23 protein-coding genes and 1 pseudogene are annotated in these 25,176 nt (G+C 54.8%); 9 read left to right on the forward strand and 15 right to left on the reverse strand.

From position 1 onward, the window contains the following. Positions 1–6: 6 nt before the first annotated feature. From GOX61_RS18685 to GOX61_RS18700, 4 genes are read right to left on the reverse strand one after another with little or no spacing between them, the layout of a single operon-like run. Positions 7–1,167, reverse strand: a complete 1,161-nt coding sequence (locus tag GOX61_RS18685; protein ID WP_170336174.1) for a CaiB/BaiF CoA transferase family protein — start codon at positions 1,165–1,167, stop codon at positions 7–9. Continuing rightward, entirely contained in the window at positions 1,164–1,811 is a 648-nt protein-coding gene (locus GOX61_RS18690; protein ID WP_170336176.1) for an enoyl-CoA hydratase/isomerase family protein, read from the reverse strand. The genes GOX61_RS18685 and GOX61_RS18690 overlap by 4 nt, the downstream gene beginning before the upstream one ends. Continuing rightward, positions 1,808–2,536 carry a class II aldolase/adducin family protein gene (locus GOX61_RS18695; RefSeq protein ID WP_170336177.1) on the reverse strand — a complete coding sequence of 243 codons (729 nt, stop codon included), beginning with the start codon at positions 2,534–2,536 and terminating at the stop codon, positions 1,808–1,810. The genes GOX61_RS18690 and GOX61_RS18695 overlap by 4 nt, the downstream gene beginning before the upstream one ends. Beyond that, a complete protein-coding gene (locus tag GOX61_RS18700) occupies positions 2,533–3,624 on the reverse strand; it encodes an aromatic ring-hydroxylating oxygenase subunit alpha (RefSeq protein ID WP_170336179.1) in 1,092 nt (363 codons plus the stop codon). The genes GOX61_RS18695 and GOX61_RS18700 overlap by 4 nt, the downstream gene beginning before the upstream one ends. 138 nt (positions 3,625–3,762) lie before the next feature. Between GOX61_RS18700 and GOX61_RS18705 the strand changes: the two genes are divergently transcribed. Beyond that, a complete protein-coding gene (locus GOX61_RS18705; protein WP_170336181.1) occupies positions 3,763–4,662 on the forward strand; it encodes a LysR substrate-binding domain-containing protein in 900 nt (299 codons plus the stop codon). A 294-nt stretch (positions 4,663–4,956) separates the two neighbouring features. On the opposite strand, the gene GOX61_RS18710 is transcribed toward GOX61_RS18705, so the two are convergent. The 4 genes from GOX61_RS18710 to GOX61_RS18725 all read right to left on the reverse strand — a co-directional run bounded on the left by GOX61_RS18710 (position 4,957) and on the right by GOX61_RS18725 (position 7,724). Then, positions 4,957–5,892, reverse strand: coding sequence for a hypothetical protein (locus tag GOX61_RS18710; protein ID WP_170336183.1), 936 nt, complete (start codon positions 5,890–5,892; stop codon positions 4,957–4,959). A 221-nt stretch (positions 5,893–6,113) separates the two neighbouring features. After that, positions 6,114–6,272: a hypothetical protein gene (locus GOX61_RS18715; protein WP_254436922.1), complete on the reverse strand. Its 159-nt coding sequence runs from the start codon at positions 6,270–6,272 to the stop codon at positions 6,114–6,116. 46 nt (positions 6,273–6,318) lie between these two features. Then, positions 6,319–6,639, reverse strand: a complete 321-nt coding sequence (locus tag GOX61_RS18720) for a pyrroline-5-carboxylate reductase family protein (RefSeq protein ID WP_217353925.1) — start codon at positions 6,637–6,639, stop codon at positions 6,319–6,321. Between the two features lie 50 nt (positions 6,640–6,689). Beyond that, positions 6,690–7,724, reverse strand: coding sequence for a zinc-dependent alcohol dehydrogenase family protein (locus GOX61_RS18725; protein ID WP_170336186.1), 1,035 nt, complete (start codon positions 7,722–7,724; stop codon positions 6,690–6,692). Positions 7,725–7,825: 101 nt separating this feature from the next. On the opposite strand from GOX61_RS18725, the gene GOX61_RS18730 reads away from it, so the two are divergent. The 5 genes from GOX61_RS18730 to GOX61_RS18750 all read left to right on the forward strand — a co-directional run bounded on the left by GOX61_RS18730 (position 7,826) and on the right by GOX61_RS18750 (position 12,179). Then, complete coding sequence (locus GOX61_RS18730; protein WP_217353926.1) at positions 7,826–8,341, forward strand: Lrp/AsnC family transcriptional regulator; 516 nt, start codon at positions 7,826–7,828, stop codon at positions 8,339–8,341. A 281-nt stretch (positions 8,342–8,622) separates the two neighbouring features. Then, positions 8,623–8,862, forward strand: a complete 240-nt coding sequence (locus tag GOX61_RS18735) for a potassium channel family protein (RefSeq protein WP_254436926.1) — start codon at positions 8,623–8,625, stop codon at positions 8,860–8,862. A gap of 179 nt (positions 8,863–9,041) precedes the next feature. Next, entirely contained in the window at positions 9,042–10,121 is a 1,080-nt protein-coding gene (locus GOX61_RS18740) for an AI-2E family transporter (RefSeq protein ID WP_170336190.1), read from the forward strand. After that, positions 10,118–11,182, forward strand: a complete 1,065-nt coding sequence (locus GOX61_RS18745; RefSeq protein ID WP_170336192.1) for an HlyD family secretion protein — start codon at positions 10,118–10,120, stop codon at positions 11,180–11,182. The genes GOX61_RS18740 and GOX61_RS18745 overlap by 4 nt, the downstream gene beginning before the upstream one ends. Further along, positions 11,172–12,179: a DUF2955 domain-containing protein gene (locus GOX61_RS18750; protein ID WP_170336194.1), complete on the forward strand. Its 1,008-nt coding sequence runs from the start codon at positions 11,172–11,174 to the stop codon at positions 12,177–12,179. Before GOX61_RS18745 ends, GOX61_RS18750 begins: the two co-directional genes overlap by 11 nt. 695 nt (positions 12,180–12,874) lie before the next feature. On the opposite strand, the gene GOX61_RS18755 is transcribed toward GOX61_RS18750, so the two are convergent. The 6 genes from GOX61_RS18755 to GOX61_RS18780 form a co-directional block, all read right to left on the reverse strand. Further along, positions 12,875–14,689 carry a BCCT family transporter gene (locus GOX61_RS18755; RefSeq protein ID WP_170336196.1) on the reverse strand — a complete coding sequence of 605 codons (1,815 nt, stop codon included), beginning with the start codon at positions 14,687–14,689 and terminating at the stop codon, positions 12,875–12,877. Positions 14,690–14,767: 78 nt separating this feature from the next. Next, on the reverse strand, positions 14,768–15,778 hold the full coding sequence (locus GOX61_RS18760) for an Ldh family oxidoreductase (RefSeq protein WP_170336198.1): 1,011 nt from the start codon (positions 15,776–15,778) through the stop codon (positions 14,768–14,770). 12 nt (positions 15,779–15,790) lie between these two features. Then, positions 15,791–16,420: a DUF3726 domain-containing protein gene (locus tag GOX61_RS18765; RefSeq protein WP_170336200.1), complete on the reverse strand. Its 630-nt coding sequence runs from the start codon at positions 16,418–16,420 to the stop codon at positions 15,791–15,793. Further along, entirely contained in the window at positions 16,417–18,102 is a 1,686-nt protein-coding gene (locus tag GOX61_RS18770) for a hypothetical protein (RefSeq protein WP_170336202.1), read from the reverse strand. Before GOX61_RS18770 ends, GOX61_RS18765 begins: the two co-directional genes overlap by 4 nt. Further along, positions 18,099–19,076, reverse strand: a complete 978-nt coding sequence (locus GOX61_RS18775; RefSeq protein WP_170336204.1) for a membrane dipeptidase — start codon at positions 19,074–19,076, stop codon at positions 18,099–18,101. Before GOX61_RS18775 ends, GOX61_RS18770 begins: the two co-directional genes overlap by 4 nt. After that, positions 19,076–20,518: an aldehyde dehydrogenase family protein gene (locus GOX61_RS18780; RefSeq protein ID WP_170336206.1), complete on the reverse strand. Its 1,443-nt coding sequence runs from the start codon at positions 20,516–20,518 to the stop codon at positions 19,076–19,078. The genes GOX61_RS18775 and GOX61_RS18780 overlap by 1 nt, the downstream gene beginning before the upstream one ends. A 102-nt stretch (positions 20,519–20,620) precedes the next feature. Here GOX61_RS18780 and GOX61_RS18785 point away from each other — a divergent pair, with 102 nt between their 5' ends. From GOX61_RS18785 to GOX61_RS18795, 3 genes are all read left to right on the forward strand, one after another. Continuing rightward, positions 20,621–21,505 carry a LysR family transcriptional regulator gene (locus tag GOX61_RS18785; protein WP_170336208.1) on the forward strand — a complete coding sequence of 295 codons (885 nt, stop codon included), beginning with the start codon at positions 20,621–20,623 and terminating at the stop codon, positions 21,503–21,505. Between the two features lie 527 nt (positions 21,506–22,032). Then, positions 22,033–22,611 carry a prolyl hydroxylase family protein gene (locus tag GOX61_RS18790; protein WP_170336210.1) on the forward strand — a complete coding sequence of 193 codons (579 nt, stop codon included), beginning with the start codon at positions 22,033–22,035 and terminating at the stop codon, positions 22,609–22,611. Positions 22,612–22,931: 320 nt separating this feature from the next. Beyond that, positions 22,932–24,794, forward strand: a complete 1,863-nt coding sequence (locus GOX61_RS18795; RefSeq protein WP_217353928.1) for an acyltransferase family protein — start codon at positions 22,932–22,934, stop codon at positions 24,792–24,794. Between the two features lie 49 nt (positions 24,795–24,843). Here the strand turns inward: GOX61_RS18795 and GOX61_RS18800 are convergent. Then, a pseudogene (locus GOX61_RS18800) lies at positions 24,844–24,942 on the reverse strand (IS5/IS1182 family transposase); the annotation flags it as partial. Between the last annotated feature and the right edge of the window lie 234 nt (positions 24,943–25,176).

The following is a 25,176-nucleotide window of genomic DNA, read 5'->3' on the forward strand; positions in this document are numbered from 1 at the left end:
TTGCCGTTAGGAATTTTCTTCAGTCAGTGTGTCGATTGCAGCCGCGGCATAGCCCAGTTCTGCCAGAATCTCGCGGGTGTGCTCTCCCAGCTGCGGCGCCGGACTTTCCTGCAAATCCTTTTCTGCAATTGGGTTGCGCGCGAATTGCATGTGGCGCCCATTCGCATTCACAGTGGAAAAGGCAACATATTCCTTGGCAATTGGACTGTCGGCGATAGTCTGGATATTTTCAACCACCGAACAGGGGATCGAGTTGCCAATCAGGACCTTTGTCCAATAGGCCGAAGGATGCTGTTTTAGGTGCGCGCCCAGAACGCCGTCCAAAGCATCGCGGTTGGCAAGCCGCGCTTCGTCGCCCTGAAACCGCTCATCCTCCAACAGTTCAGGATAGCCGATTGCCTCGCAGAAGCGCGGCCAATCCTTTTCGCTGCCCAATCCGATGACGATGTCGCGGTCGGCGGTCGGATAAGGTTCAAACGGTGTCATCGACGGGTGGCGCGAGCCGATTGGCCCCGGGACAATGCCGGCATTAAGATAACGGGCAAAGGCGTTTTCCAGGCACACCCACTGGCAAGCCAGCATGGAGACATCCAAATGGCTGGTTTCCTGCGCCTCCTTGGCATCGCGCTCATAGAGGCGCTGGATAATGCCGATGGTGGTGAACAGCGCGGCGGCGATGTCGCCAACAGAGAAGCCGACACGGGTCGGGTCGCCGTCCAATTCGCCGTTGATACTCATCATGCCGCTCATCGCCTGCACCACGATGTCGTATGCCGGGCGGTGCGATAGGCTGCCGGTCTGACCGAAGCCACTGATCGAGGCGGATATCAGCCGCGGATTGATCCGCTGGAGATCAGCGTCACTGCAGCCCAACCGGTCGCGCACCCCGGGGCGCATGTTCTCGACAAAGACGTCCGAGTTGGCCAGTAGCTTGTGCAGGGCTTCCTTGCCTTCAGCGGTCTTCAGGTCCAGTTTCATCGACCGTTTGTTACGGTTCAGCGAGGCAAAATAAAGGCTGATGCCGTCCTCAAACGGCGGCGTATAGCGGGCCAGGTCACCGTTCGGGTTCTCTACCTTGATCACATCAGCGCCGAGGCTGGCGAGCAGCCAGGTGCAGAACGGGCCGGACAACACCGAGGTCATATCAACAACGCGGATGCCTTTCATGATGCAGCTCCTCGCAGCATGGACTTAAGTGTTTTAAGATTTGCGCCCTCGGCGGCCAGCGCTGTGGCGCAGAGGCTGCGGCACGTGTCTTCCAGAGCCTCACGCGGCGCCAACCGATCCACCAGCCCCCAGGCGGTGGCGTCTTCAGCGCTCACAACGTCACCGCCAAGCAGAATTGCGGCGCTGCGGCCCGGGCCGGTCAGCGCCTGCAATTTGTCAACGTCATATTGACCGGGCAGCACGTTGTTTTTGAGGACGGGGTAGGAAAAATGGGCTTCGTGTACGCAGACGCGAATGTCGCAGCCAAGCGCCAGAGTCAGCCCACCGCCGATGCAGGGCCCGTTGATAGCCGCCACGGTCAGCACCGGCACAGCGCGCAGCGCTGCGGCCATTTCGTCCCAGAGATCGGGGCCGTCCTGTTCGGCGTAAAGCGTGTTCAGATCCGCGCCGGCACAAAACACCCGTTCACCGGCTCCAGTTATGATGATGGCCCGCAGCTCTTCATCACTGGCAGCCCCGCGGAAGATATCCCGCAGCCCGGTCAGCATGTCTGTAGTCAGCGAATTAGCCTTACCTGGCCGATTGATGGTCACCATCAGGCACGCGTCCTCGCGGCGGGTAAGGATCAGGCTGTCTTCGTTCATGAACAGTACTCCGGAACCGTGCGCTCCAGCATCCGGATGAGCGAGGGCCATTGTACCCCGCCGTGGGGTCCGTTTTCCGGCGCGCCCCAATCATGCAGGGCGGCCATGGCGTCTTTGGTGATGGCGGTAGGCTTGTCCGTAGCCCCCAGAATATCCACTTGAATCTTGCAAGCCATCTCAAGGTAGTAATGATAGGTAAAGGCCTCAGCTGCGGTGCGTCCTACCGCTAGCAGCCCGTGATTCTGCAGCAGCATGGCAAAATTGCTACCCAAGTCGCGGGCCAACAGCGCGCCTTCGTCTTCGACCGCAGTGGAGTCTTGGTAGGGGTGACTGGACAAGGTGCCGAGCACAAATCCGGCGTGCTGAGACAGCGGCAGCAGTCCCTGGGGCATCGCCGAGACCGCGACACCTGCGCGGGTGTGGCTGTGGATCACGTAGTTCACATCAGGGCGAGCATTCAGAATGCCGGAATGGATGATATGCCCGGCCAGATTGATGATCCTGCCGCTGCCGGGCTGATCATCCACCGCCTCGCCATCAAACGACATGCGGGTCAGGTTCGAGGCGGTGATCTCATCAAACATCAAGTCATGCGAGTTCAGAAGGTAATGCTCCGGATCCTGCGGCAGGCGCGCTGAGATATGGGTGGAGGTCAGGTCGGTCCAGCCATAGTGATGTGCCAGCCGGTAAAGAGCGGCCAATTCCTGGCGGATTGCAGTGCTCATTCGCTCTCTCCCAAAGCATCCCGGTAGAGGTTGTGAAAATGGCGCAAACCGACCTCGCTCATCGCGCCGCAACCATCGCCGATGACATATGGCCCCGGCTCAAAAGCACGGCTTTGCATACCTTTCTGGATCTTCGAGACAACAACCTCATCTTCGGCTCCGGTGGTTGCCTTGTGCTTGTGCATCAGCGCGATCACGTCCTCGTCCGCAATATCGCCGCTAGAGAACCAGCGGTAGCGATAGACCGTCTTGTTCCAGGCTATGGGCAGAAACTGGCGGATGGTGAAATAGCCGCCCGGATAGCAGCACATCGAGACATTTGGAAAAATCCAATAAGCTCCGTAGTCACCTGCCCGCGGGCTGGCCGTGAGATCGTAGTCGTATTGCTTTTCGTTTCTGGTCTGCGCTTTGCCATCATGCCAAATCGTCTTGCCCTTGGGAATGGTGGTATAACCTTCCATCTCAAGCACGCCATGGGTCAGAGAGGAGGCATGCACCGTTGGGCAATGGTAGCACTCGTTGTAGTTCTCAACCGAAAGCTTCCAGTTGCTGTCATGCGCGATCTCGGTTTCGCAGACGAACTTCAGCTTGGTTGGGTCGGGGTGAAAGCTGAGCATATTCTGGCGATAATCTTCCAACTCTTCCCCCATTGGCGCAGCATCTTCGTCAAGGTTGACAAAGACAAAGCCACAAAACTCCTCGACCCTGATCTTGCGTAGGTTGATCTGGTCACAGCTCAGCCCGTCGCTCTCAACCGATCCCGGCGCGCGGCGCAGCCTGCCGTTAATCTCATAGGTCCAGGCGTGATAGGGGCAGACCAACACCCGCTTGCCTTTGCCGCTGTCTTCGACAATCGGATGCCCGCGGTGGCGGCAGATGTTGTAGTAGGCCTTGATCCCGCCGTCCGGCGCACGGATGACAAAGACATCCTCATCAACGATGGTAAAGGTTTTGAAATCACCCGGTTCCGCGATCTCAGAAACATGGCAGACACATTGCCAGCTGCGGAAAAAGATCCGCTCCTTGTCCCGCTCGAAATATTCCTGCTCGACGTAATACCGCGCCGGCAATGGCGTATCCCGTGACATCTGCCCTCCGCTTCTGGCGGATATATCCCGCCTCCGCCGCGTTGCTTGTTCCCTGTCGAGCCACAGCCTGCCTTGTTGCAGTCGATGTGAATAGATAGAAAGATTTTACACCTAGGGTAATTCAAAGTTGGCCTATCCATGTTGAACCCCTCAGATCAGGCTCCACTCGGAGCGGTACGTGTCTTTGCTGTTGCAGCGCGCTTTGAGAACTTCAAGCGCGCCGCAGCTGAACTGAGAGTGACGCCAACGGCCGTCAGTTCCCAGATCAAATCGCTTGAGGCCTATCTCGGCTGCCAGCTGTTTGATCGCAACGCCCAGTCCGTCACGCTGAACGAGACCGGCCGGCAGTTCGCAGAGGCCTGCGACGCGGTCTTTGCGCGGCTGGACAAGGCCGTGCAAGAGGTGCGCCAATCCGCCAGCCGCACTTCGATCACGGTGGGGGTCGGCGCGTTGATCGGCTCGCAATGGCTGTCCAAACGGTTGTACAGTTTCTGGCAGCGCTTTCCCGAGACCGGGCTGCACCTGCAGTATTCCCCCGGCGGGGTGGAATTTTCGGACGGACAGACGGACATGATGCTCGCCTGGGGCGACGGCCGCTGGCCCGGGTTGATCTCCGAACCATTGCTGCGGTTCAATACCTCGCCGGTAATCAGCCCATCCCTGTTGGCGGGCAAAACGAATCTAACCGATCCGGCTGACTTGCTGACTCGGCCATTACTGCATTGGAAAGATCAGTTCGATTGGCTGGAATGGTTCGCCGCTATGGGGGTCGAAACCAATGGACACTTGCCCGGTGTCGTAATTGACGACTCCAGTGTTCTGTTGCGGGCAGTCCTGTCGGGGCAGGGGGTTTCGCTTGGGTTGCTTCCTCTTGTTCAAAACGAATTGCACTCTGGGCAGTTGATACGGCCATTCAGCGATGAATTTACTCCGTCACGGTCCTACCACCTGGTCTACCCACCCGATGCCATGGATCAACCGCAACTGAAGGCTTTCCGGAATTGGATTATTGATGAAGCCGGTTTGAAACAATCCTAGCCAGCATGATTGGATAGCGCATTTAGCCTGTGAGCCCTTGGCATCAAAAGGCTTGTCCATGCTTGTAACTAGCTCCCGCAGTGAACGACTGGACAGTCCCGGATGCGTGAGTTCGCCTAATCCCGAAACATGCACCAGCAACGAATGTCACCTCTGGCGGACCGCATCGCAATACCCGGTTGCTGTGGCAAGCGACCGCAATGGGCAGACCGTTTCCAACACTGTGATTTCCTGCCGAAGCGAAGAGGGACGGTCAAGAAGCCCTCAGAACACAGAACTTAAGATCCTAAAAAGTCATGAACAGGCACTTGTGTAGCTTAGCTCTGCCACGCGGCTTCCGAAGACAACCTGATGCCGCTCTCTTAGCCGCGTAACATCCTGTTGAACCCAATCTGCCAAAATCCCAGAATACGTTCCTTGTTGAGCACCAAAGATATGCACATCATCGCCCCACATTTGCGCGGCAAATGGCAGACCTGTACTGACTTCAATCGCAATGTAGCCGTGTCGCGAACCACCTTGGCTTGGCCACATGCCACTGGCGAACAAGTACCCATCTTTCAGCTCAAATTCTGTTCCAAGACTGGTCGATGTCCTCAGACAATTTAGTGCTTCCTCCGGCATGATCTGACGGAACCTGTTACGTTCGGCCCCATCTTCCCAAAACTCGCTGGGGCGGTGTCCCAACCACTTTGAAACCTCAATATCTGCGCCGGCTATCCCTGCGTCGCCGTCATCCTCATAGACCGTTCGAATGTTGGTTGTTTCACCATCGAACATTACCTCCTGATGGTCGATTGTGGCTGGAAAGTCGCGTTCTAATCTAAATGAAATTCCTTCTTCGGAGACTCTGAACATGCTTGGGGTGTGCCCATAAGCGCCAAACTCGTCTGAGAAAGTGACGTCGTCTGCTTTGAGTGACAATAAAACGTAGCCGGTACAGCAATGCGCTCCGCCAGACCAATTGCGCACAAGAACAACATCTTTGTCTTCTCCCCATTGAAAAACACGTAAAAACTCGGGTGCTACGCGATTGCTGTGTGTCCAGAGCTTTTTACCGTCCAACAAGGTCGTTGCATGCTCAAGGCAGACATCTCCAGTGCGGTTGCATCCTACTTCAATACCTTCTTCGAGTGTTCCAAAGCGCGTTTGCAGAGGGAGAGGTAGTGCGTCCTGAGCCGCTGCACTGTTCACAACTAAACACAATACAAAAAAACAAATTAGACGCATTGAGTTAGCCTCCTGCCTCAAAGGCAAATCTATTATAACTGCACGGACGCAAATTAGATCCCTTAGATCACCAATACATGAAAAGCTCCCGGCGAGAAGGGAGGACAGAGTTTGCGTTGAATCCAATGGGAGGCGAGTCTTAATAATTTAGCACCATTGTTTTTGCACTCCGACAATGGTTGCCGGAGCACCTTAATGGTGAGGCTGCGGTTACAGCAAAATCAGCAACTTAGAGTTTTGAATTTTTCAGGCGCTTGGCCCTGTTCGTCCTGATAAATACCAACGATCAGGTTGTGTTTGTCCTTGCGAGGATCAGCAGCGAAATAGTCAGCGCCGATCATGATGGGATCGACGGGATAGTGCTCAACCTTTTCAAACATGGCCTATCCCTTTCCCAGCTCGACGGTGACGTAAATCCCGAAGGCCTCAATGACCTACTTGAGCAGCCACGCGTTGCGCTTCGGTTGTGCGACCGTTCACATAGAGCCCTGTCGCGCCCAGTCCAAGAAAAGCGGTCGTATTGAGCACAGTGCGTGCGATGGCCACCGGAACAATGAGGTCTTCAATCGTGATCCCGGCTGCAATGCTGAAGATCAGTTTGCCGGATAGGTCTGTGTTTATTTGCTTGGCAACGGCGGCGATGATCTGCGGCTTGACCCCCAGTACGATGCTTATTTGCCAACCCGTTCCGTTGGTCCGGGTTCGGATCGACAACCGTAGTCCGCAAAGGCACACATCCACTTGCAATCAAGCCCCCGATGATGATCGACGCAGATGAATGCTATCTTGTCCATGGCTCAGAAGTTCGTGATCACGGTTGCGCCGATGGACTGGAACTTGTCCATGTTCATGAGCGCCTCGGGAGCCGCGTCGATGCTAATTTTGTCGCCAACCAGCCGGGCCGGGTCGAGTTTGCCGTTCTCGACCATATCGAGCATCGCACCATAGCGATGCGCCTGCATCCCATGGGAACCGAGCAGTTCGATCTCTTGGCTCACGATCTTAGGCATTGGCACAGCAGGGGCTGCATGATCACCTAGCATAAGGCCGACCTGGATATGCTTGCCACGTGGCCGCAGGCAAAGGATCGAATTGGTCATCGTCGCCGGATGCCCAAGCGCATCCAGCGAAACATGCGCGCCGCCTTGGGTGATTTCTTTGATCGCTTCGATCACGTCGCCCTTGCCATCAATAGCCGCAACCGCACCAAGTTTTTTGGCGAGTGTCAATTTTGCCGGGTCCAGATCAACTCCGATCACATTCGCCCCTGCCGCACTGGCGATCATCACAGCAGACAATCCGACGCCGCCACAGCCATGGACGGCAACCCACTGGCCCGCGCCGACTTTGCCTTGGTCGATCACGGCCCGAAACGATGTGGCGAACCGGCATCCCAAACTTGCTGCGGTGGCGAAATCCATCGCCTCGGGCAATGCGACCACGTTTAGGTCAGCCTGGTGGATCGGCACATATTCCGCAAAGCTGCCCCAATGGGTGAAACCAGGCTGCTCCTGATGCAGGCACACTTGTTGATGACCCGCATGGCATTCGCTACACGACCCGCAACCACAGATGAACGGCACGGTGACCCGGTCGCCCACCTTCCAGTTCTTCACGTCCTTTCCTACTGCCTCGACAACACCCGCGAGCTCGTGGCCGGGGATATGTGGAAGCTCGATATCGCTGTCGTGTCCCATCCAACCGTGCCAGTCGCTGCGACACACACCGGTGGCTTCGACCTTAAGCACAACACCATGCGGTTCCGGTGACGGGTCTGCCACGCTCACGACCTTGGGGGTTTCTTGGAACTTCTCGAACAGGACAGCTTTCATGGTAGGGTCTTTCGGTTGTGTCGATAAACTAAGTGGAAGCTATCAAACACTGACGAAATTGACTTGCTAATCTGCCTCATTTTAAGAGCATCTTGAGCAGAATGCTCTCTCCACTGGAGAAATTAGAGGAAAACCTTCCCTTGCACAGTATCGACACAGTCAACGCACAGATTCTTGAATTACTTCAAAGCGACGGGCGCATGACCAATGCTAAACTGGCCGAGCACCTGAACATGAGTGAAACGCCCTGTTGGCGGCGGCTGAAGAAACTGGAAGAGACGGGTATCATTGAGGGCTATCAGGCCCACCTCAATCGCCGCAAGCTGGGGCTCGGCGTCATGGCCTTTGTTCAACTTAGTTGCTCAGAGCATGATCAGACCGCTACAGACGAATTCCAACGTATTATCGAGATCACGCCCAATATTCTCGCCTGCCATAACACCACGGGCGAGGACGATTTCTTACTTATCGTGGTCGCTCGTGATTTGGACGATTACAGCGCCTTTGTTGACAGCACTTTGCGGCGCCTGCCGGGTGTGACCAGCATTCGCTCAAACCTTTCACTCAAAGAGATGAAGGCATCGAGCAAGCTGCCTGTACGTGTTTCAGAGCAATGATCAACACGTCGCTCAGACAGCAGACATTTGTGCATACTCATTTAAATGCAGCTCCGACCCGCATTCCGGAGTTGCGCTGCAGCTGCAAATCCATTGCGATATGCAAGCTGGAGAAACCGTCAATTAGATTTGAATAATCTCTGGCCGATTCATTAAAAGATTTGATTGTATGTATTTGTTGGTATGGTGGCCTTATGAACTCACTAACCAGAATAACACGAGGGATAGGCGTCGCCCTAAAGGATGGCAGGGTTAAAGGCCTTCTTGCCTTTACGATTGGTATGATCTTTTGGGCCTCGGTTTTTTATCATTATGTTGAAGGGTGGAGTTGGCTCGATTCTATCTATTTTTCCGTTGTGACCATATCGACTGTAGGATTTGGAGACTTTTCTCCTGAAACCGCTGCGGGGAAAATTTTTACTATGATCTATATCATCGTGGGCCTCGGAATCTTCGTAACTGCGGCTACCACTGTGGCAGATACAATATTGTCCCAGAGCGATGATAAGGCGGACGATTGAGTGACTCCCAATCGAACCAAGGTGAATTTCTATACAGGTATTACTCTGAACAAGCAGCCTAAGCCGCAACCCGGTTTCATCGGGGTTTTTAAGATGTTGCAGGAACCTCCATGGAATAAAAATATACATATCACGTTATTTGAGTGTAATATTTAGAAAACTGATAATGGAGGGATGGTATGGAAAAGACCCAGGACGCGAAGATTGTCGATCTCGCGATACGATTGTTGTTTCTTGGACTATTCCTCTACAGCGCCCTGGTCATGGTTGCCCCGCTCGCAAGCGTGGTCATCTGGGCTACGATACTCTGCGTCGCGCTCTATCCGGTTTTCGATTGGCTGCAGTCCAAGTTGGGTGGCAGGAAGAAACTGGCCACGACAATCTTGGTTTTGTTGGGCCTCGTTCTGACCCTGGGTCCGGTCGCAACGGCGGTATCCGGAGCTGCAGAACTTGGATCCGAATTTGCGGAACAAGCTGACAAAGGAGAGCTGAACATACCGCCCGCTCCTGAAGGCTTAAAGGAATTGCCGTTAGTAGGGGACAAAATAGCTGACGTCTGGGGCTTGTTCGAACGAAATCTGGATGGCGCGCTTGCCAAATATGGCGCACAGATTTTGGAGATCACCAAGTCCCTCTTCGGAAAGGTTTTGGGTATAGGAATTGGACTTTTGGGACTGGCTTTGTCCGTGTTGATCATGGGAGCACTGTTCAGCCCCGGGCCAAGTCTTGTGCAAGGCCTCCAGCGCTTTGCCAACCGTGTCTTCGCTCCGCGCGGTGGCGAGTTTGTGACACTGGCCGGGGCGACGATACGCAATGTGACAAAAGGCGTGATCGGCGTGGCTGCCATTCAGGCAGTCGTCGTTTGGTTACTGTTGGTGCTGTTCGGGATTAACTCGGCCGCTACGTTGGCATTTATCTGCCTGATCCTGTCAATTATCCAGATCGGGCCTGGTTTGGTGCTATTGCCGGTAATCATTTACGCTTGGAGCACTATGTCCGGCGGCACAGCGTTGATCTTCACCATACTTGCCGTTCCCGTCACAATAATGGATAGTTTCTTACGGCCTGTGTTCATCTCGAAAGGGCTTGAAACACCTATGCTGGTCATCCTCATTGGTGTTCTTGGCGGCATGATGGCTTACGGTTTGATCGGAATCTTCATGGGGCCGGTTCTGTTCGCCGTCTTTTACGAGCTGTTCAAGGTATGGATCGACGCGCCTGTCGAAACCGAAACCGCCGCTGAAGGAGCGGCGAAATGAGAAAGACGATTTGGACCACTTTGGCCGTCATTCTTGTCTTCCTGATCTGGTACCTTGTCGCTGACCGAAAGACACCGTTTACCGGGAACGCCAGAGTAAAGGCCATAGCGACCCAGATCGTCCCACAGGTCACTGGAACAGTGACAGAGGTTCTTGTCGAAAATGGTCAGGTTGTCTCGGCAGGTGATGTTTTGGTTCGGATCGACTCCAGGCCATACGAAATTCAACGCGACAAGGCGCAAGCTGATCTTGAGGCAGCAACTCAAGAGGTGGGAGCATCCTCGGCTGAGGTGAGTGCTGCACAAGCCAAACTGGCACGCGCCCAAAGTGACCTCGACACCATGCGCATTCAAACTGAGCGAGTATTTGCGCTGGAGAAGAAAGGTTTGATCGCCGTCTCAAAGGCCGATGATGCCCGAGGTCAGCTGGCGGAGTCTGAGGCGAACTATGAAAACGCCAGAGCGGATCTGGAAAAAGCAAAGCAGAGGTTGGGTGACGAAGGGATCGAAAACCCGAAGATCCAGCGCGCACTGGCGGCCTTGGCGGATGCAGAATTAAACATTGAATGGACTGAGCTTCGTGCGCCGGCGACAGGTGTAATATCTAATCTGTTGATTGCCCCCGGAACCTATGCCCGATCCGGTCAGGACCTTTTGACATTCCTTGATGCAACAGACGTTTGGATCGAGGCGTATTTCACCGAAAACAACCTTGGCCGGGCCGCGGTAGGTTCTCCTGTTGATGTCGTATTGGATATGCACCCCGGTCAAATTGTTCCGGGTGTCATTGAGAGCTTCAGCGCGGCGGTATCCCTGAGCGGTGGAGATGAGCCCGGCCAGTTGGCGAGCCCGCCAAGCACCAAAGGCTTCTTGCGCGAACCAGAGCGGTTCCCTGTTCGGATCGTACTGCCGGGATATGAGGCCGGAAGTGCCGAAGACGATCTGCGCTTCCAGCTTAATGGGCAGGCTGATGTGATCATGTATCTGAGCGACAATTCTCTGCTGAACGCGGTCGGTCGGACCTATATCCGTTTGGTTTCAATCCTGTCCTATGCCTACTGAAGACCGAAAATCCGTTGCTCGGCTCGCGCTGGGTGTAACCGGCGTTTTTGCCTTGGGCCTGTTTCTGGGGTGGCCATTGGCGGTGGTCGGGGCAGTTTTCACCGCGCTGTTCCTACAAGCGCCCGCCGCGCTGCCGTTGGCGGCATTTGCGAAGCTGTTCGTTTTCTCAATAGGATTGATGTTCATCTCATTCCTACTATCGTCGGTCTTCGCGCCCTATCCCGTAGTATTCCTTATTCTGGTTGCCATCGGGATCATCCTGTCCTTCATATGGTCAGTTTCAGGTGCCGGTGTTTTGCCCGGTGTCATAGCGCTCATGGGGGCATTGATGATCCCGAACCTAGTTTTGCAATCGCAGGATCTGGCTCTGGTGCTCGTATTTTGGATACCAATGAACCTGCTATTTGCTGGGTTCGTATCGACGCTGATGTTTGTGCTGATACCAGCTGAACCTTTGACAGCCGCTCAGAAGAAAACTGATACGCCACCAGACTTTGACCCACACCGCCGCATTGTCAGAATGTCGCTTGTAACAGTTCCATTTGCCATGGCGTTTTTTGTGTCCGGTGCCTCAGCTTTGTTGGTTCTGTTCTTTGTCGCCCTTCTCAGCCAACAACTGGCAGCCATGCCATCTATGGGCAAAGCCGTCGCCAAAGCGATGCTTACGGCAAACCTGCTTGGGGCGATGATTTCGATCATCTGCTACGAGGTGAACGTGATCGCACCGGTTATCCTGACGCCCATTTTATTGTGCCTGCTCTTCTGTTTTGCACTTGGGGCGCTTGGAAAATCTCAGATCCCGCTCGCCGCCGCGGCTGGCTCGGCGCTAACAACGGTTCTGATCGTTTATGGCGGATCGATTGCACCGTTTTCGGATGAGGCTGACGTCAAAAGCATCACACGCGTTTTGCAAGTCGCTGGCGCCGCCTTCTTCGTGATTGTTGCGTATGTCATAGTGGACGAGTTCTGGCCTGAGAGAAAAAAGCAGGTTTCTTGAGTTGTCTGAAGAAAGATGCCCAGTTGTCCACTACATTGACAAGTAAGCGGCAAGTTTACCCTTCGATATCAGCGTTACGGTCCGCGCTAGTATTGGGTTTGGGCCGACTGCTGGGGCAGGGTATTCTGCTGATCAACTAAGCCCAAATAAGACCCACTGCGCCGGTTTCCAAATTGCGAAGCGGCTCATCGGCTTACTGTTTGACGTAGGCTTAAACCGACGAAACACTCAAAAAAGCACAAAAATCTTAGGGTGTTGAATTCAATGGGAAGCGAGTCCCAATAATTCAGCCCCATTATTTACGTACTCAGACAAATAGAAAGACAGTCCCTCATTTAACGCGCTAAGAACCGCCTGAAAGAGCCCTTAACAGTCTTTCGCCAGCAGCCCGGGCTTCGCGCGTTCAGCAGGTCACGAACCGCCCATTCCCGACATTAAGCGTGTCGTCACAATGCTGCGATGCATCCCATCTAAGCAGCCGTTTAGACTCCAACGCCGCGCTAGAGGTGCTCAACGTCGGTTCGGCGGGACAAAGCCGTCATTGGAAAACAATATATCTTCGAAGGGTAGCCCCGCTGCTACGGCACGTACTTTTCATCCAACCAAATATTCGCAAGAGAGCCCCACGAAATCCAAGAACAAACCCTGTCGGGCGGAAATCCGGGCAGCCATGGTACAACTGCCCGGAATTGAGCCTACTCAGCCGGGGCTGTCAGTTTCTGGCGTAAACCATCGCGGTATAGGGCCTTGGCGAGAGCCACGCACATTAGCCCCATGACCATCGTGAAGGGCAGGGCACCGATGATCATCGCGTTCCGCAAAGCATCCATCGGGTTGTTCTCGCCAGCTGCAAGGATCAGCGCACCAATCACCGCGGTCAGGATCAGACCCCAGATGATCTTGTGCTTGTTACCGATGTTCTGATCGCCACCCGACATGATGGTGTTCATCACCAGAATGCCCGAGTCCGCCGATGTGACCAGGAAGGTCATGATCAGAACAACACACATCACTGTAATACCCGACAGCAAACCACCGGTAACCATCTCTTGCAGCGTGACAAACAGCTTGGCTGTGTTCGACGCGCCGATGATCGCACCTTCGGCTGTGCCGTTCAGCTCAAGATCAATTGCTGTGCCTCCCAGTATGGTCATCCATGCAAAGCAGACCAGCGCTGGTGCAAACACGCAGCCGATGATGAACTCACGGACCGAGCGACCTTTGGAGATACGCGCCAGGAACAAGCCGACGAAGGGCGAGAACGCGATCCACCAGGCCCAATAGAACGTGGTCCAACCAGCCTGCCAGCCGAACTGACGGCCTGGATCGCCTGCGGCGTAGACCGAAGCAAGAACCGATTCCGGCAACGCTGCAGCATCGCCTTCCAGGCCCGACACGAACCCGTCGAACGATCCCCAAGGATTGGTCGCACCGGCATAAAGCGCGTCGGCAAACGGCGCGGCCTCGCTGGGCAGAGCCGCATCAAACGCTGTTGCCGATTGCGGGTTGAAAGCACCAAAGCTGAGCGAGATGAAGTGCAGGATGTAGTCTACAAACGCTGTTGCATAGGTGGTCATCGCAAACAGGAACGACCCAAAGACAACGAAGACCAGAAGCAGGATCAGCGACAGTACCAGATTAAGGTTCGACAGGTACTTAACGCCTCGCCCAACCCCCGAGACCGCCGAAATGATCGACAGACCCATGATCACGATCAGACCTGCCAGCAGGCCAACGGTGCTGGGTGCAGGTGCGTCTCCAGTCATGTCCATCATCCATTCCATGCCCGAGATGGCATAAAGGCCGTCAATGAATTGCGAGACGCCGTAACCGATGGTCACCGACACACCCAAAATGGTCGCAACCACGCCAAGTACATCAACCACATGGCCCAGAAGACCATTCATAAGCTTGCCGAACAATGGTGTCAGCGCGGTACGGATGGTCAGTGGCATGTCACGCGTATAGGCGTAGTATGCCAGCGAAAGGCCGGTCACCACATAGATCGACCAGGCATGAAACCCGTAGTGCAGGAAGGTATAACGATACCCGGACTGCAACGCTTCTTCGGTGTTGCCGGGGACGTCTCCGGCAATAACGACCGGGTTCGATCCCCACAGGCCCAGAGGTTCGGCGGTCGCAAAGACCATCAAACCAACGCCCAGACCGGCACCAAACATCATCGAGAACCATGAAAAGTCGGAGAATTCCGGCTTTTCACCCTCGGGGCCCATAAGCCGTTTACCGGTTTGCGGCAGCGCAGCTACGACAAACAGGAAAAAGGCAAATAGGCCTACGATAATGATGTAGAACGCATTGAAGTCTTCCAATAGGCGCGAGTTCAGACTTCCCAGAACGCCATTTGCGTTTGCTGGCCAGACCAGCGCCCAGATGACCAGCGCAACCATGATCGACTTGCTGAGCAAGGCAATTTCGACGCTGTGACCTTCATAGAAACCGCCCGAAGATCGCTTGATCTCCAGATCGGTAAAAGGATCCTTCATTGACATGTGTTACCTCCCTGTTCGCACGTGTCCAGATGTCCAGAAAAGAATTGGCAGGTGTCCCGGAACTTCACCATTTGGGCCCTAAGTGAGCAGGGCCTCAATTTTCTCCAGCGTTGCCACGTTGACGGCCACACCTTCAGAATTTGCCGCCAAACGCTTTGCCCGGCGACCATCACCGGGCAAATGTGCGCCGTCCTGAAATCGGATCGCTTCGACAAGATCGGCAATTTTGGTCGAAAAAGCGTCATCTGAGGTCGCAGATGCGTCAATCGCGATAAAGAACTGGCCCGTTTTAGGAGGGCCTCCAGCCGTTCCCGAAAAGGGTGAGGCGTGGATTCCAAGCGTGGCACCGGTTAGCGCCGCGGCCAAAATCTCTGTCAGCAAGGCCACGCCGACGCCTTTATAGCCCCCCGAAGGGGCCATCGATCCTCTGAGCCCGACATTTGGGTCGGTGGTGGGGTTGCCATCGGGGTCCAGCGCCCAGCCAACAGGGATCGACTTGCCTTCCCGGGCATGTTTCATGACTTCGCTTTTTGCGATGGTGCTGGCGCTCTGGTCGATCAGAAGTGCAGGTTGCCCATCGGTGCCCGGAGCGGCGATCGAGAACGGGTTGGTCCCAACCACCGGCTTAGAGCCACCCGAAGGTGCTATTGAAGCCGGAGCATTGGTGAATCCCAGACCGACCAACCCGGCCTGCGCCAGCTGGTGAGTGTGATACCCCAAAACGCCGCAATTATAGCTGTTGCGGATCGCCAGCGCGGCAATCCCTTGCGTGCGGGCAGCTGGGATCAGCGCTTTGAACCCGACCTCAATGGCTGCATGTGCAAACCCGGTGGCAGCGTCGACAGTGATAACACCGGGGCGTGGCTTCGCCAGAACCGGCTGGGCCTGCCCATCGACCTTGCCGCATTGAACATGCTCACAGTAGATCGGTATATAAGCCAGGCCATGGCTGGCAACCCCGTCTGCTTCGGTCGCGGCGGTTGCGACCGCCAGAGGCCGCGCGTTTTCCTCGCTTGTGCCCGCAGCGACCAGTGCCTGGAAAGACAGCTCTTCGATTTCAGCAAGTGACAGGGTGCGGGTCTGGATCATGACGGTCTCTTTTCAGTCGTTGTCGGAAAGCCCGGCACCAGCGCCGAGCAAACGGGATTCTTCCGTTGCCGGGGCGTAGGTGCGGTGTGCAAAGCAGTTAAGTGTGTTCCATGCCGCCGGATCGGGCATCGCGCGGGTCTTTAGCGCGCGCGGGTTGGTCAAGGTATCACCCAGCGCAACCTCAATTACGCTTGCGTGGGCGGGACACTCGTTTTCCAGTACCAGTTGCGTCCCGTCAGTCGCAGCGAAGAAATCGCCCGCTATGACGGTAACAATTGCGGATTGGCCACGTGCGGCTTGGGCCGCAAATGGCAGCAAGACAGCAGGCGTGGCCAAGTATCTGATCCGTCGCGGCCCAGATTGCAGGAAATGCGAACAATCCGACAACAACGCCCCGGTCATCAGCGGACACAAGTCCTTACCCCCAGCCCAGTCGGGTTCCATATGTTTAGGGACGTGTTCAACCAAATTACTGGCAAATCCGCACTCCAACACGCGTGCCAATTCGGTTGCCCCGTCAAGACCCTGCGCGCAGAGCCAACGTGTCGCCTTCCCAGCCTCTTCCGCCACACCCCAGTCATAGCCTGCCCCGCGCGCTGCGCGTTTGGCGGTGGCTTCGACTTCGTTGAGGGAAAAGCTCATTGCGCAAGCTCCGGATAGACCCACAGATCAGCATTGTCCGGGCCCAGCTCTTCGGGATATGGCGCGCCTGCATACATACAGATGCGAACCCAGCGGTCTGAGCGCGGATCGAAATGGGTGGCACCGAAAAACGAGAGTTTGGCGCGCAGCATGTCGATGGGCATCACCTCTGCGCCAATCGTATTGTCCCGGATTTCACCATACGGAGCGACGCGGCTCATTTGCGCGCGGCGCACCGTATGGCGATGTTCCGGGTGGCGCAGCAGAAACTCTGCGACCGGGGCTTCGCCCGACCATTTGTCCAGCGCGTCAAACGCACGTGCCGCATCGCGAGCCGGCGCAAGAGGTTGTTCATAGTCCGCGATTGGTTCGTCGAACCGTTCCCCCAGGCGGGGTTCAAGCTTTTCTTCGGAAACATACCAGGCGCGCGCGCAATGTTCGGCCGCGTTCCAATCCTGGTCCAGCGCCCAGCCAAAGCTCGTGCGGATCAGCTCGCGCACCTGGTTGACCGGCATTGCACCGTCTATTGCAAAGGCCGCGCTGTTGCCATCCGCCATGCAACCGCTCAACCCGTCCACCAATTCGCCATATGGTTCAAGGATCAGAGAAGCCAGCAACTCTTGCCCTTCTTCGCTAAGGGCGGTCTGAGACCATTGGATCAGGTGTTCCCAGGGCTGGATTCTTGTCAGATCGGTCTGATCGAGATGCGCAGCTATCGCGTCCAGATCGGCATTCAGGGCGACTAGTTTTTTGGTCTGGATCGGGTGCTCAGACAGCCACCATGAGATCGACAATTTGCTGCGCTCGAATACCTCGCGGAACATGGTCACTTCGGCGTCGGTTGCCGACTCAACTGACCGAACGCGCGCGATGGCCTCTTCGCGTGCCATGATCCAATTGTTGAACAGGATCGGGTGATTGACGATGAAGGGCGCCATGCCCAGACCGGTCGAGTTGCCGATCCCCAGCCAGCGGGCGATATTCGGGTCAAGCTGCGCGGTCTGTGCACCGCCCTTTGCCTTTGCCATGTGCTGCACCAGATCACGCACGAATATCCGGGTCAGATAGACCGACAGCATCTCGGCCTGAAACGGGCCGCTGACCTCGGGGCGATCGGCGATTTTTTCCCGGTCCGCCGCGCCGAACTTGCCCGATCCGTAAACCGCCGTGGTGCGCATCAGATACCCAACCTTGTAGATCTGCGCGAGATCCGGCTGCTGACCCGCAGCCAGCCGGTCGACCACATGGGCCCACAACCGAACCGAGCGATTGGCACGCGACAGCGACAACTCGCTTTCGCTGACCCGGCCGGCCTCTTGCAGCGGTACATTCCGGGACAGACGTTGAATATCGTCCTTGGTGGGAACACCGTCGAACAAGGCGAAGGTGGCATCCCAGGCCTCGGCTATCACGCGATCCGAACGTTGCTCGGGCGGCAGGTCATGGGCGAAGGCGACCAGTGAATAGGTGCGATCGGGTCCTTGCGCGGAATACACCGCATGGCCCACACCGTTAGCGTCAATATCAAAAACGGGCCGGGAAAAGACCCATTTCTCAGCCGCCATGCGGCGGGTGAGCTGGCGCATGAAGCTGAGCCGACATTGATGCAACGACCCAAGACGCGAAAGGCGCATCACCCGGGCAGGCTCACGACGTTCAACATTTTGGGGCGTGGTGGTCATGACTGCTGCGATCCAAAGTTTTCGGCGAAGAAACGATACCAGTTGCCACCCATGATGCCCGCCACTTCTTCGGCGTTCATGCCAACGGCGTGAAGCCCGTCTTTGATGTTGCCAAAGTCGCGATTGTCGCGGAACCAGTGCGGCATCGGAGGGAAGCCAGGCGCCGAGGCCGAGCCTTCGCCATAGTCAATCTCTTTCGTCCAGCGCCCAACCCGCATCCATTCGACCACGCTGTCGGATTGATCCTGACACAGGTCCGTACCAATCCCCAGGTGCTCTACCCCATATTTGTCGGCCGTACGGGCGATCATTTCGCAGAAGCTTTCCAGCGTGCAGTCAGATTTGCCCTTCAGGTGATGCGGATAGACCGAAAAGCCGAACATCCCGCCGTTTTGTGTCACCGCGCGGATCACATCCTCGCGCTTATTGCGCAGCGCGGGAGACCATTCGTGCGGGTTGGCGTGCGTGATGGCGATAGGACGTTCGGAAATATCAGCCGCCTCGATGGTCGAGCGGTCTGCCGAATGGCTCATGTCGACCACAAGTCCGACGCGGTTCATTTCCTTGATGACCTGCTTGCCCATGCGGGTGATGCCGGTGTCTTCGGCCTCGTAACAGCCGGTCGCCAGTAGGGACTGGTTGTTGTACGTCAGCTGCATGAACCGCGCACCCAGATCGTGCAGGATTTCGACCAGACCGATATCGTCTTCAATCGGAGACGGGTTCTGGAACCCGAAGAATACAGCCGTCCGGCCCGTTTCCTTTGCTAAATCAATATCGCTGGCCCAGCGGCCTTTCATGATCAGGTCCGGATATTGCTCGAACCAGCGATTCCATTTCTCAAAGTTCAGAACGGTTTCGCGGAAATTTTCATGATAGGCGATGGTGACGTGGATCGCGTCCACGCCGCCTTCGCGTAGTTGGCGGAAGATCTTTTCCGACCAGTTGGCATATTGCAGGCCATCGATCAGCATCAGACAGGGCCTGCACTGATATAGGCGGTTTTGACCGTGGTGTAGAATTCGGCAGCAGCCTTGCCCTGCTCGCGCGGGCCATAGGAACTGTCACCGCGGCCACCGAAGGGCACGTGATAGTCGGTGCCTGCAGTCGGCAAGTTCACGGTGACAACACCTGTGCGCGCATTGCGGCGGAAATGGGTGGCGCGGGCCAGCGATTTGGTCACAATGCCCGAGGTCAGACCAAAGTTGGTGTCATTGACCACGCTCAGCGCCTCGTCATAGCTGCCGACCTTGATGACGCTGGTCAGGGGCGCAAACATTTCCTCGCGGTTGATGCGCATGTCGTTGGTAGTGTTCAGGAACACGCCGGGAGACATGTAGAACCCGTCATGTGGCATCTCAAGCCGCTGACCGCCACAGGCTAGTTCCGCACCCTCAGATTTGCCCAGATCGACATAGGCGAGGTTTTCATGCAGTTGCTGTTGGCTCACGACAGGCCCCATTTGGGTGCCCTGTTCTAGTGCGTGACCAACCTTCATCCCCAGTGCGCCCGCGACCAGCTTTTCGACAAAGGCATCATGGATACCCTCATGCACCACCAGCCGAGAGGAGGCTGTGCATTTCTGGCCTGTACCACCAAAGGCTCCACCCAATGCCAGTGTCACCGCCAAATCCAGATCGGCGTCATCCATGACAGCCAGAGCATTCTTGGAACCCATCTCCATTTGCACCTTGGTCAGGTTCTGGATGGCAGCGGCGGCAATACCCTTGCCCACCGGTACGGAGCCAGTGAAAGAAATCGCGTTGACCTTGGGGCTTTCGACCAGTCGTTGCCCGATTGAACGTCCCGAGCCCATCACAAGGCTGAACAGGCCCTTCGGAATATCCTGACGTTCGATGATTTCGGTCAGCGCCACAGCCGAGGCAGGCGTAATGTTCGCAGGCTTCCACACAACCGAGTTGCCATAACACAACGCTGGCGCAATCTTCCACGAGGCGGTCGCAGTAGGGAAGTTCCATGGGCTGATGATCGCGACAACGCCAACCGCCTCACGCCGCACGTCGATCTCGATGTCGGGGCGCACGGAGTCAGCGTTCTCACCGATTTGGCGCAAGCATTCAGCGGCATAGTAGGTAAAAAACTGACCGGCGCGGAAAACCTCGCCCTTGCCTTCTGCCAGAGGTTTGCCCTCTTCACGACTGAGCAATGTACCCAGTTCCTCAGCGCGCGCCATCAACTCATTGCCGATGTTCATGAGCACGGCTTGCTTACGCTCCAGCCCATAGGATGCCCATTCGGCCTGTGCGATGCGGGCCTGATCCAGCGTTGCGTCCAGCTGATCGGCACTGGCCTGGGCAAACATGCCCACCAGATCGCTCAAATCCGACGGGTTGCGGTTTTCAATCTCGCTTTCGCCAGCCAGCCACTCGCCAGCAATCAAGTTCAATTTGGTCACTTTGGATCCCACCAACAGAAATTCGGGTTGCAGAAGGATGGATTCCCTTGATTGCATCAGTCAAATTCAAATAAATTGACCAAACTTCAGAGGAATTGAAGTATGGCTATCAAGATCGAAATGCTGCGCTGCTTCTGCACCGTCGCGCAAACCGGAAACATTGCCGAAGCAGCAGAACGGCTTGGCCGCACACAATCCGCTATTTCAATGTCATTGAAGCAGTTGGAACAGCACATCGGAAAGCCGCTGTTCGAAGGCGAACGCAAGAACCGGCTAACGGTATTGGGCGAGGAAGTGTTTAAACTGGCATTGAAACAGGTCCGCCAGTTCGAACACACTATAAACAGCATCGGAGAAGCCGCAAATTCCGAGCAAGGTCTGGTTCGAATTGTATCGGTCCCGTCGGTCGGGGCGCTGATCTTTCCGGCCGTTCTTGACATCTTGGCAGCCCGGTTTCCCAAACTGAAAGTCGAGATACGCGATACCGACACGCAGCGCGTTCTGGATGCGCTTGCAGAAGGAGAGGCTGATATCGGGATCGCGTCCGGTCACCACCCGATCAACGGCGTTGAAGCGATCCCTCTGTTTGAGGATCGCTTCGGACTAGTGTGTGCGGCGGATCACCCTCTGATCACGCAAACGGCCCCTCCGACAATCGAGGATGTGGTTGCCGCTCCGTTCGTGCGGAACGCTCTGAGCGATAATATCCAAACCCAGGCCTTCGTGAGCGCAATGGAGGGCGCGGCGATAACCCTCCACAACACACACTCGTTGATTGCTTTTGTCAAAACCGGAAAATGGGTCACGATACTGCCCCAAACCGTTTCACGGTTTATGCCGGAAACCATAGCGTTTCGGTCCGTTTCCGACCTGCCGGATAAAAGGCAGGTCTATCTTTATGTCCACAACAGAACCCGATTTCGGGAACAAACCGATGCGTGCAAGTCGTTCATTTTGGAATGTATTAATGATTGGCGAACCGAGTAGCTATTGTCTTTTCGGGTTCTGTTGCAATCTACAAAGTCTGACTGTTTGAAATGAAGCACTCGTGTTAACGGCATCGTAGATGGCGGAGGAATTGTTTGCTTGGGGTCGGCATCACACAGTAACTCGGGCCTGAGGTGAGGCTTATGCTCTCGCCTAAGACGCAGATTCCCAAGGGTGTATTGGGTATCACACCAAACACGATCATCACTCAGCCGATGGTACGTAAAGCGATCTCTGGCTGAGGTGTCAGTTCCCCTGCGAATCCCATACACCATTAATTAAGTCTACCTGGTAGCAGACATTAATCCCGTTTGCAGAGAATGTAAGCGAAGAGCCTAGATTCACATATGCTGCAAGTGCAAACCGGTTGATTAAAACAAGCCCTTCTGACAATAAGCGATAATGGATCTAATGCCGATTTCCCTCCAGTGGCCCTGCCACTCAGCTCTTCTCAGGGGCTCCCATCGTTGATCGCGTGGCGATCTAGCGAACACCCCTGTTTTTTGAACTGCTCATGGAGATGGACAATGACCATTCCAACTTACCTGCAACACCTCGTTTTTGAGGTATCAGATTTCGGCACACCAGAATTTTGTGACCAGATAATTGGTCGAGCCAACGAAATTGGCTTTAGTTCGGCAACAATCACAACCGAACGTGGTACAAGCGTCGCACAGGAAATTCGTAACAATGATCGAGTGATCTTCGATGATCCGGAGCTAGCGAACGCACTATGGAGAAAAGCGGATCCTCTGTTTTCAAACTCATTCAAAGGACATCGCGCTGTCGGCCTAAATGAAAGATTTCGCGTGTATCGCTATGGCGCCGATCAGTTCTTCGATTGGCATCAGGACGGCGAGTTTCAGGCGTCAACTGGTCACCGCAGTATGTTTACGATGATGATGTACCTCAATGAAGGCTGCGAAGGTGGCGGCACATCCTTTGCCGATGTGTTCTCACCGCATGTTTTCAATGATTTCACGATTGCGCCAAAGACGGGAAAGGCACTTTTCTTTAACCACCCGCTGTCTCACCGAGGTGACCCAGTTACAAGCGGAGAGAAGTTTGTCTTACGAACTGACGTGATGTTTGAGAAGGCAGCCTAAGTCCGCTTTGCCCACAAAGCTGCTGTCTTCAAGGCCTGATGCTGCAAAGCACGCCAAGAATCTCTCCCTAAAAGCAGGTTGTACAGTCGGCAGGATTGGTCAACCCGAGCGTCGATCCTTTTCAACCTAGCTTAGAGTTTGCGACAGTTTCGGCTCAGGGCCGATATTGGGCGTAACACGATGGACGATCCCACGACCTTGTTATAACAAACTGTTCGAACGACCAAGACGAGCTTTTTAGGAAGAGGCCTGCAGCGGTGCAACTTTTTAGTGACTATCGGCCAGACTCTCACCCCAAAAGCAGACGTTGCGATATCGACTTGTTGCGCTTTGTTGCGGTAACTGCGGTGGTTCTATTTCACTTTGAGGCACCTGGATTTTCCGGCGGATTTCTCGGTGTGGACATGTTTTTTGTCATCTCCGGGTATCTGATCACCTCTCATATCCGAAGTGAAATTCGAAACGAGCGTTTTAAGTTATCGTCATTTTTCCTAAAGAGGATCAGACGACTATATCCCGCACTTTTGTTTACACTTTTCGCTACAGCGGTCGTTGTTCTTTTCGTATTCCCACCGAATCTGATTTCGGATTTCGCGTTATCTTTGATTTTTTCCTCCGTCTATCTTTCCAACATACACTTTTGGTCGGGCGCTGATTATTTTGACTTTGAGAGCATCTACAAGCCTTTGCTGCACACATGGTCCCTGTCGGTCGAAGAGCAGTTTTATTTAATTTGGCCGTTGTTTCTCATGCTCATTTCACTCAGGCTACATGCCAGAGCGATAGTTCTCGTGGGCCTGCTCTCCTTGGGGCTTGGGCTGGTTCCCGCATTTTCCTCTTCAACCACATTCTTTCAGTTCCCGTTCAGGATCTACGAGTTCTCGATAGGCGCATTGCTAACCAGCGCAGCGCTTAGCTCCAGACTTGTACATTACAGAGCATTCGTGCTTCCCGTTTCATTTCTGCTTGTGGGAGTGTCACTTTTTTTCAGTTCGGAACTCGATCCAAACCCGAGTTGGGGCACTTTGGCAGTATGCCTGGGCACGGCTGGGATTATCAGCGCATCTCATCCATTGCTGCAAAAGGATACAATCATAACAGCTCCCATGCTGAGAATAGGCCTGATTTCCTATTCAATCTATCTTGCGCACTGGCCCCTGGTGGTTGTTTACAAGACTTACTTCCCCGGAGACATTTCAGCGATTGGCATTCTGGCGCTCATTCTCGCAACAGTGATCATCGCCGAATTCATGTATCGTTGTATAGAGCAGCCCGCATCGCGTATTTCGTTGGAAACCGGATCAAAAGCTCTGGTCGGGATGGTCGCTGGTCTATTCATTTTCGGTCTAGCCTTCCAATTCACGCATCAGCGCATCTACTCGACCATCCATCACAATAGAGGTTTGGTCGCTGAAATATTGGATAAGATCCCCGCGCGCCGAGACGTCGTGCAAATTGCCGAAAGTGAGATATCGCAGATCAGCTGGCCAGACTACAATGGTGAGAAAAAGAATATCCTGATTCTCGGAGACTCTCACGCTTATGACGTGTTTGCAGCGTTGAGGTATTCGCTATCCCCGAAGAAATACAATCTTACATTGCTTTCCGGAAACAGCGCCTGCGATCCACTTTCGAGCGGAAGTATCAATATTTCGCTTGATGCGCTGTATGAAAATCATACGAACCCGGAGGCTACTGCCCAAAAGTGCTTGGACTTTCATCAGAGTTTCCTGGACCACGTAACTGCTCAGAAACCGGACTTTATTGTTTTCTCAGAGGCTTGGAGAAAGGTGTCATTGGAGTTTCTCCAAGCGACTATCGAGGAGCTGCAGAGCGTTACAAATGCTGAAATTGTTGTTCTGGGCAGGGTGCCGCAGTGGGTCGGAACGCCCGAGACTGTTTTCCGGGATTTTAGTAGCGTCGAGCAGTTGAATGACAGCGCTTGGTCCCTGCGACACCCCTACTTCGATGGCATTGACGAAAGGCTTCAAGAAATCGCGCAAGAGACAGGAGTCACGTTTGTATTGAAACGTGAAGTTGTCTGTCCGAATTTCAAATGCGCAGTGATCGTCGGCAATGATCTGTTGTATTCAGATTCTCAACATTTTTCGCCAGCCGGAATGAAATATTACGGAGAGCGTTTGAGAGATCATCCTTCCATGCGATCGATAATTGAACCTTAGATCATGTTTACAATTGACGCAGCCAGAGGCGGATTGGTGTGATGTCGATGAAGCCTAGGTAGTCGGATGTCTGGCCTGGTGTGATTTCCGTCCTCATGGGCAGGCCGTGTGCATTGACGAAGAGATGGATTTTGATCGTGAAGCCACCTCATCAGCGGCCGCGTTGCCCGTTCTACGACAGTTGTGGTGAGAAAATGTATGCCACAGCTTGAGAACCAGATTTTTCGTTGACACTCAGAGAATGGTGGGAATTCAGATTACCGATGCCGGGCCAAGGGTAGTATAGAAAATGGCCTCCGAAACGTCGGAGGCCATTCATATAAACCAAATCGACCTTTATTCGGCAGGCATAGTTGTTGCCTCGGGCGAGATAGTTGTTGCG

The organism is Ruegeria arenilitoris (genome assembly GCF_013030265.1).
Taxonomy (GTDB): domain Bacteria; phylum Pseudomonadota; class Alphaproteobacteria; order Rhodobacterales; family Rhodobacteraceae; genus Ruegeria; species Ruegeria arenilitoris_E.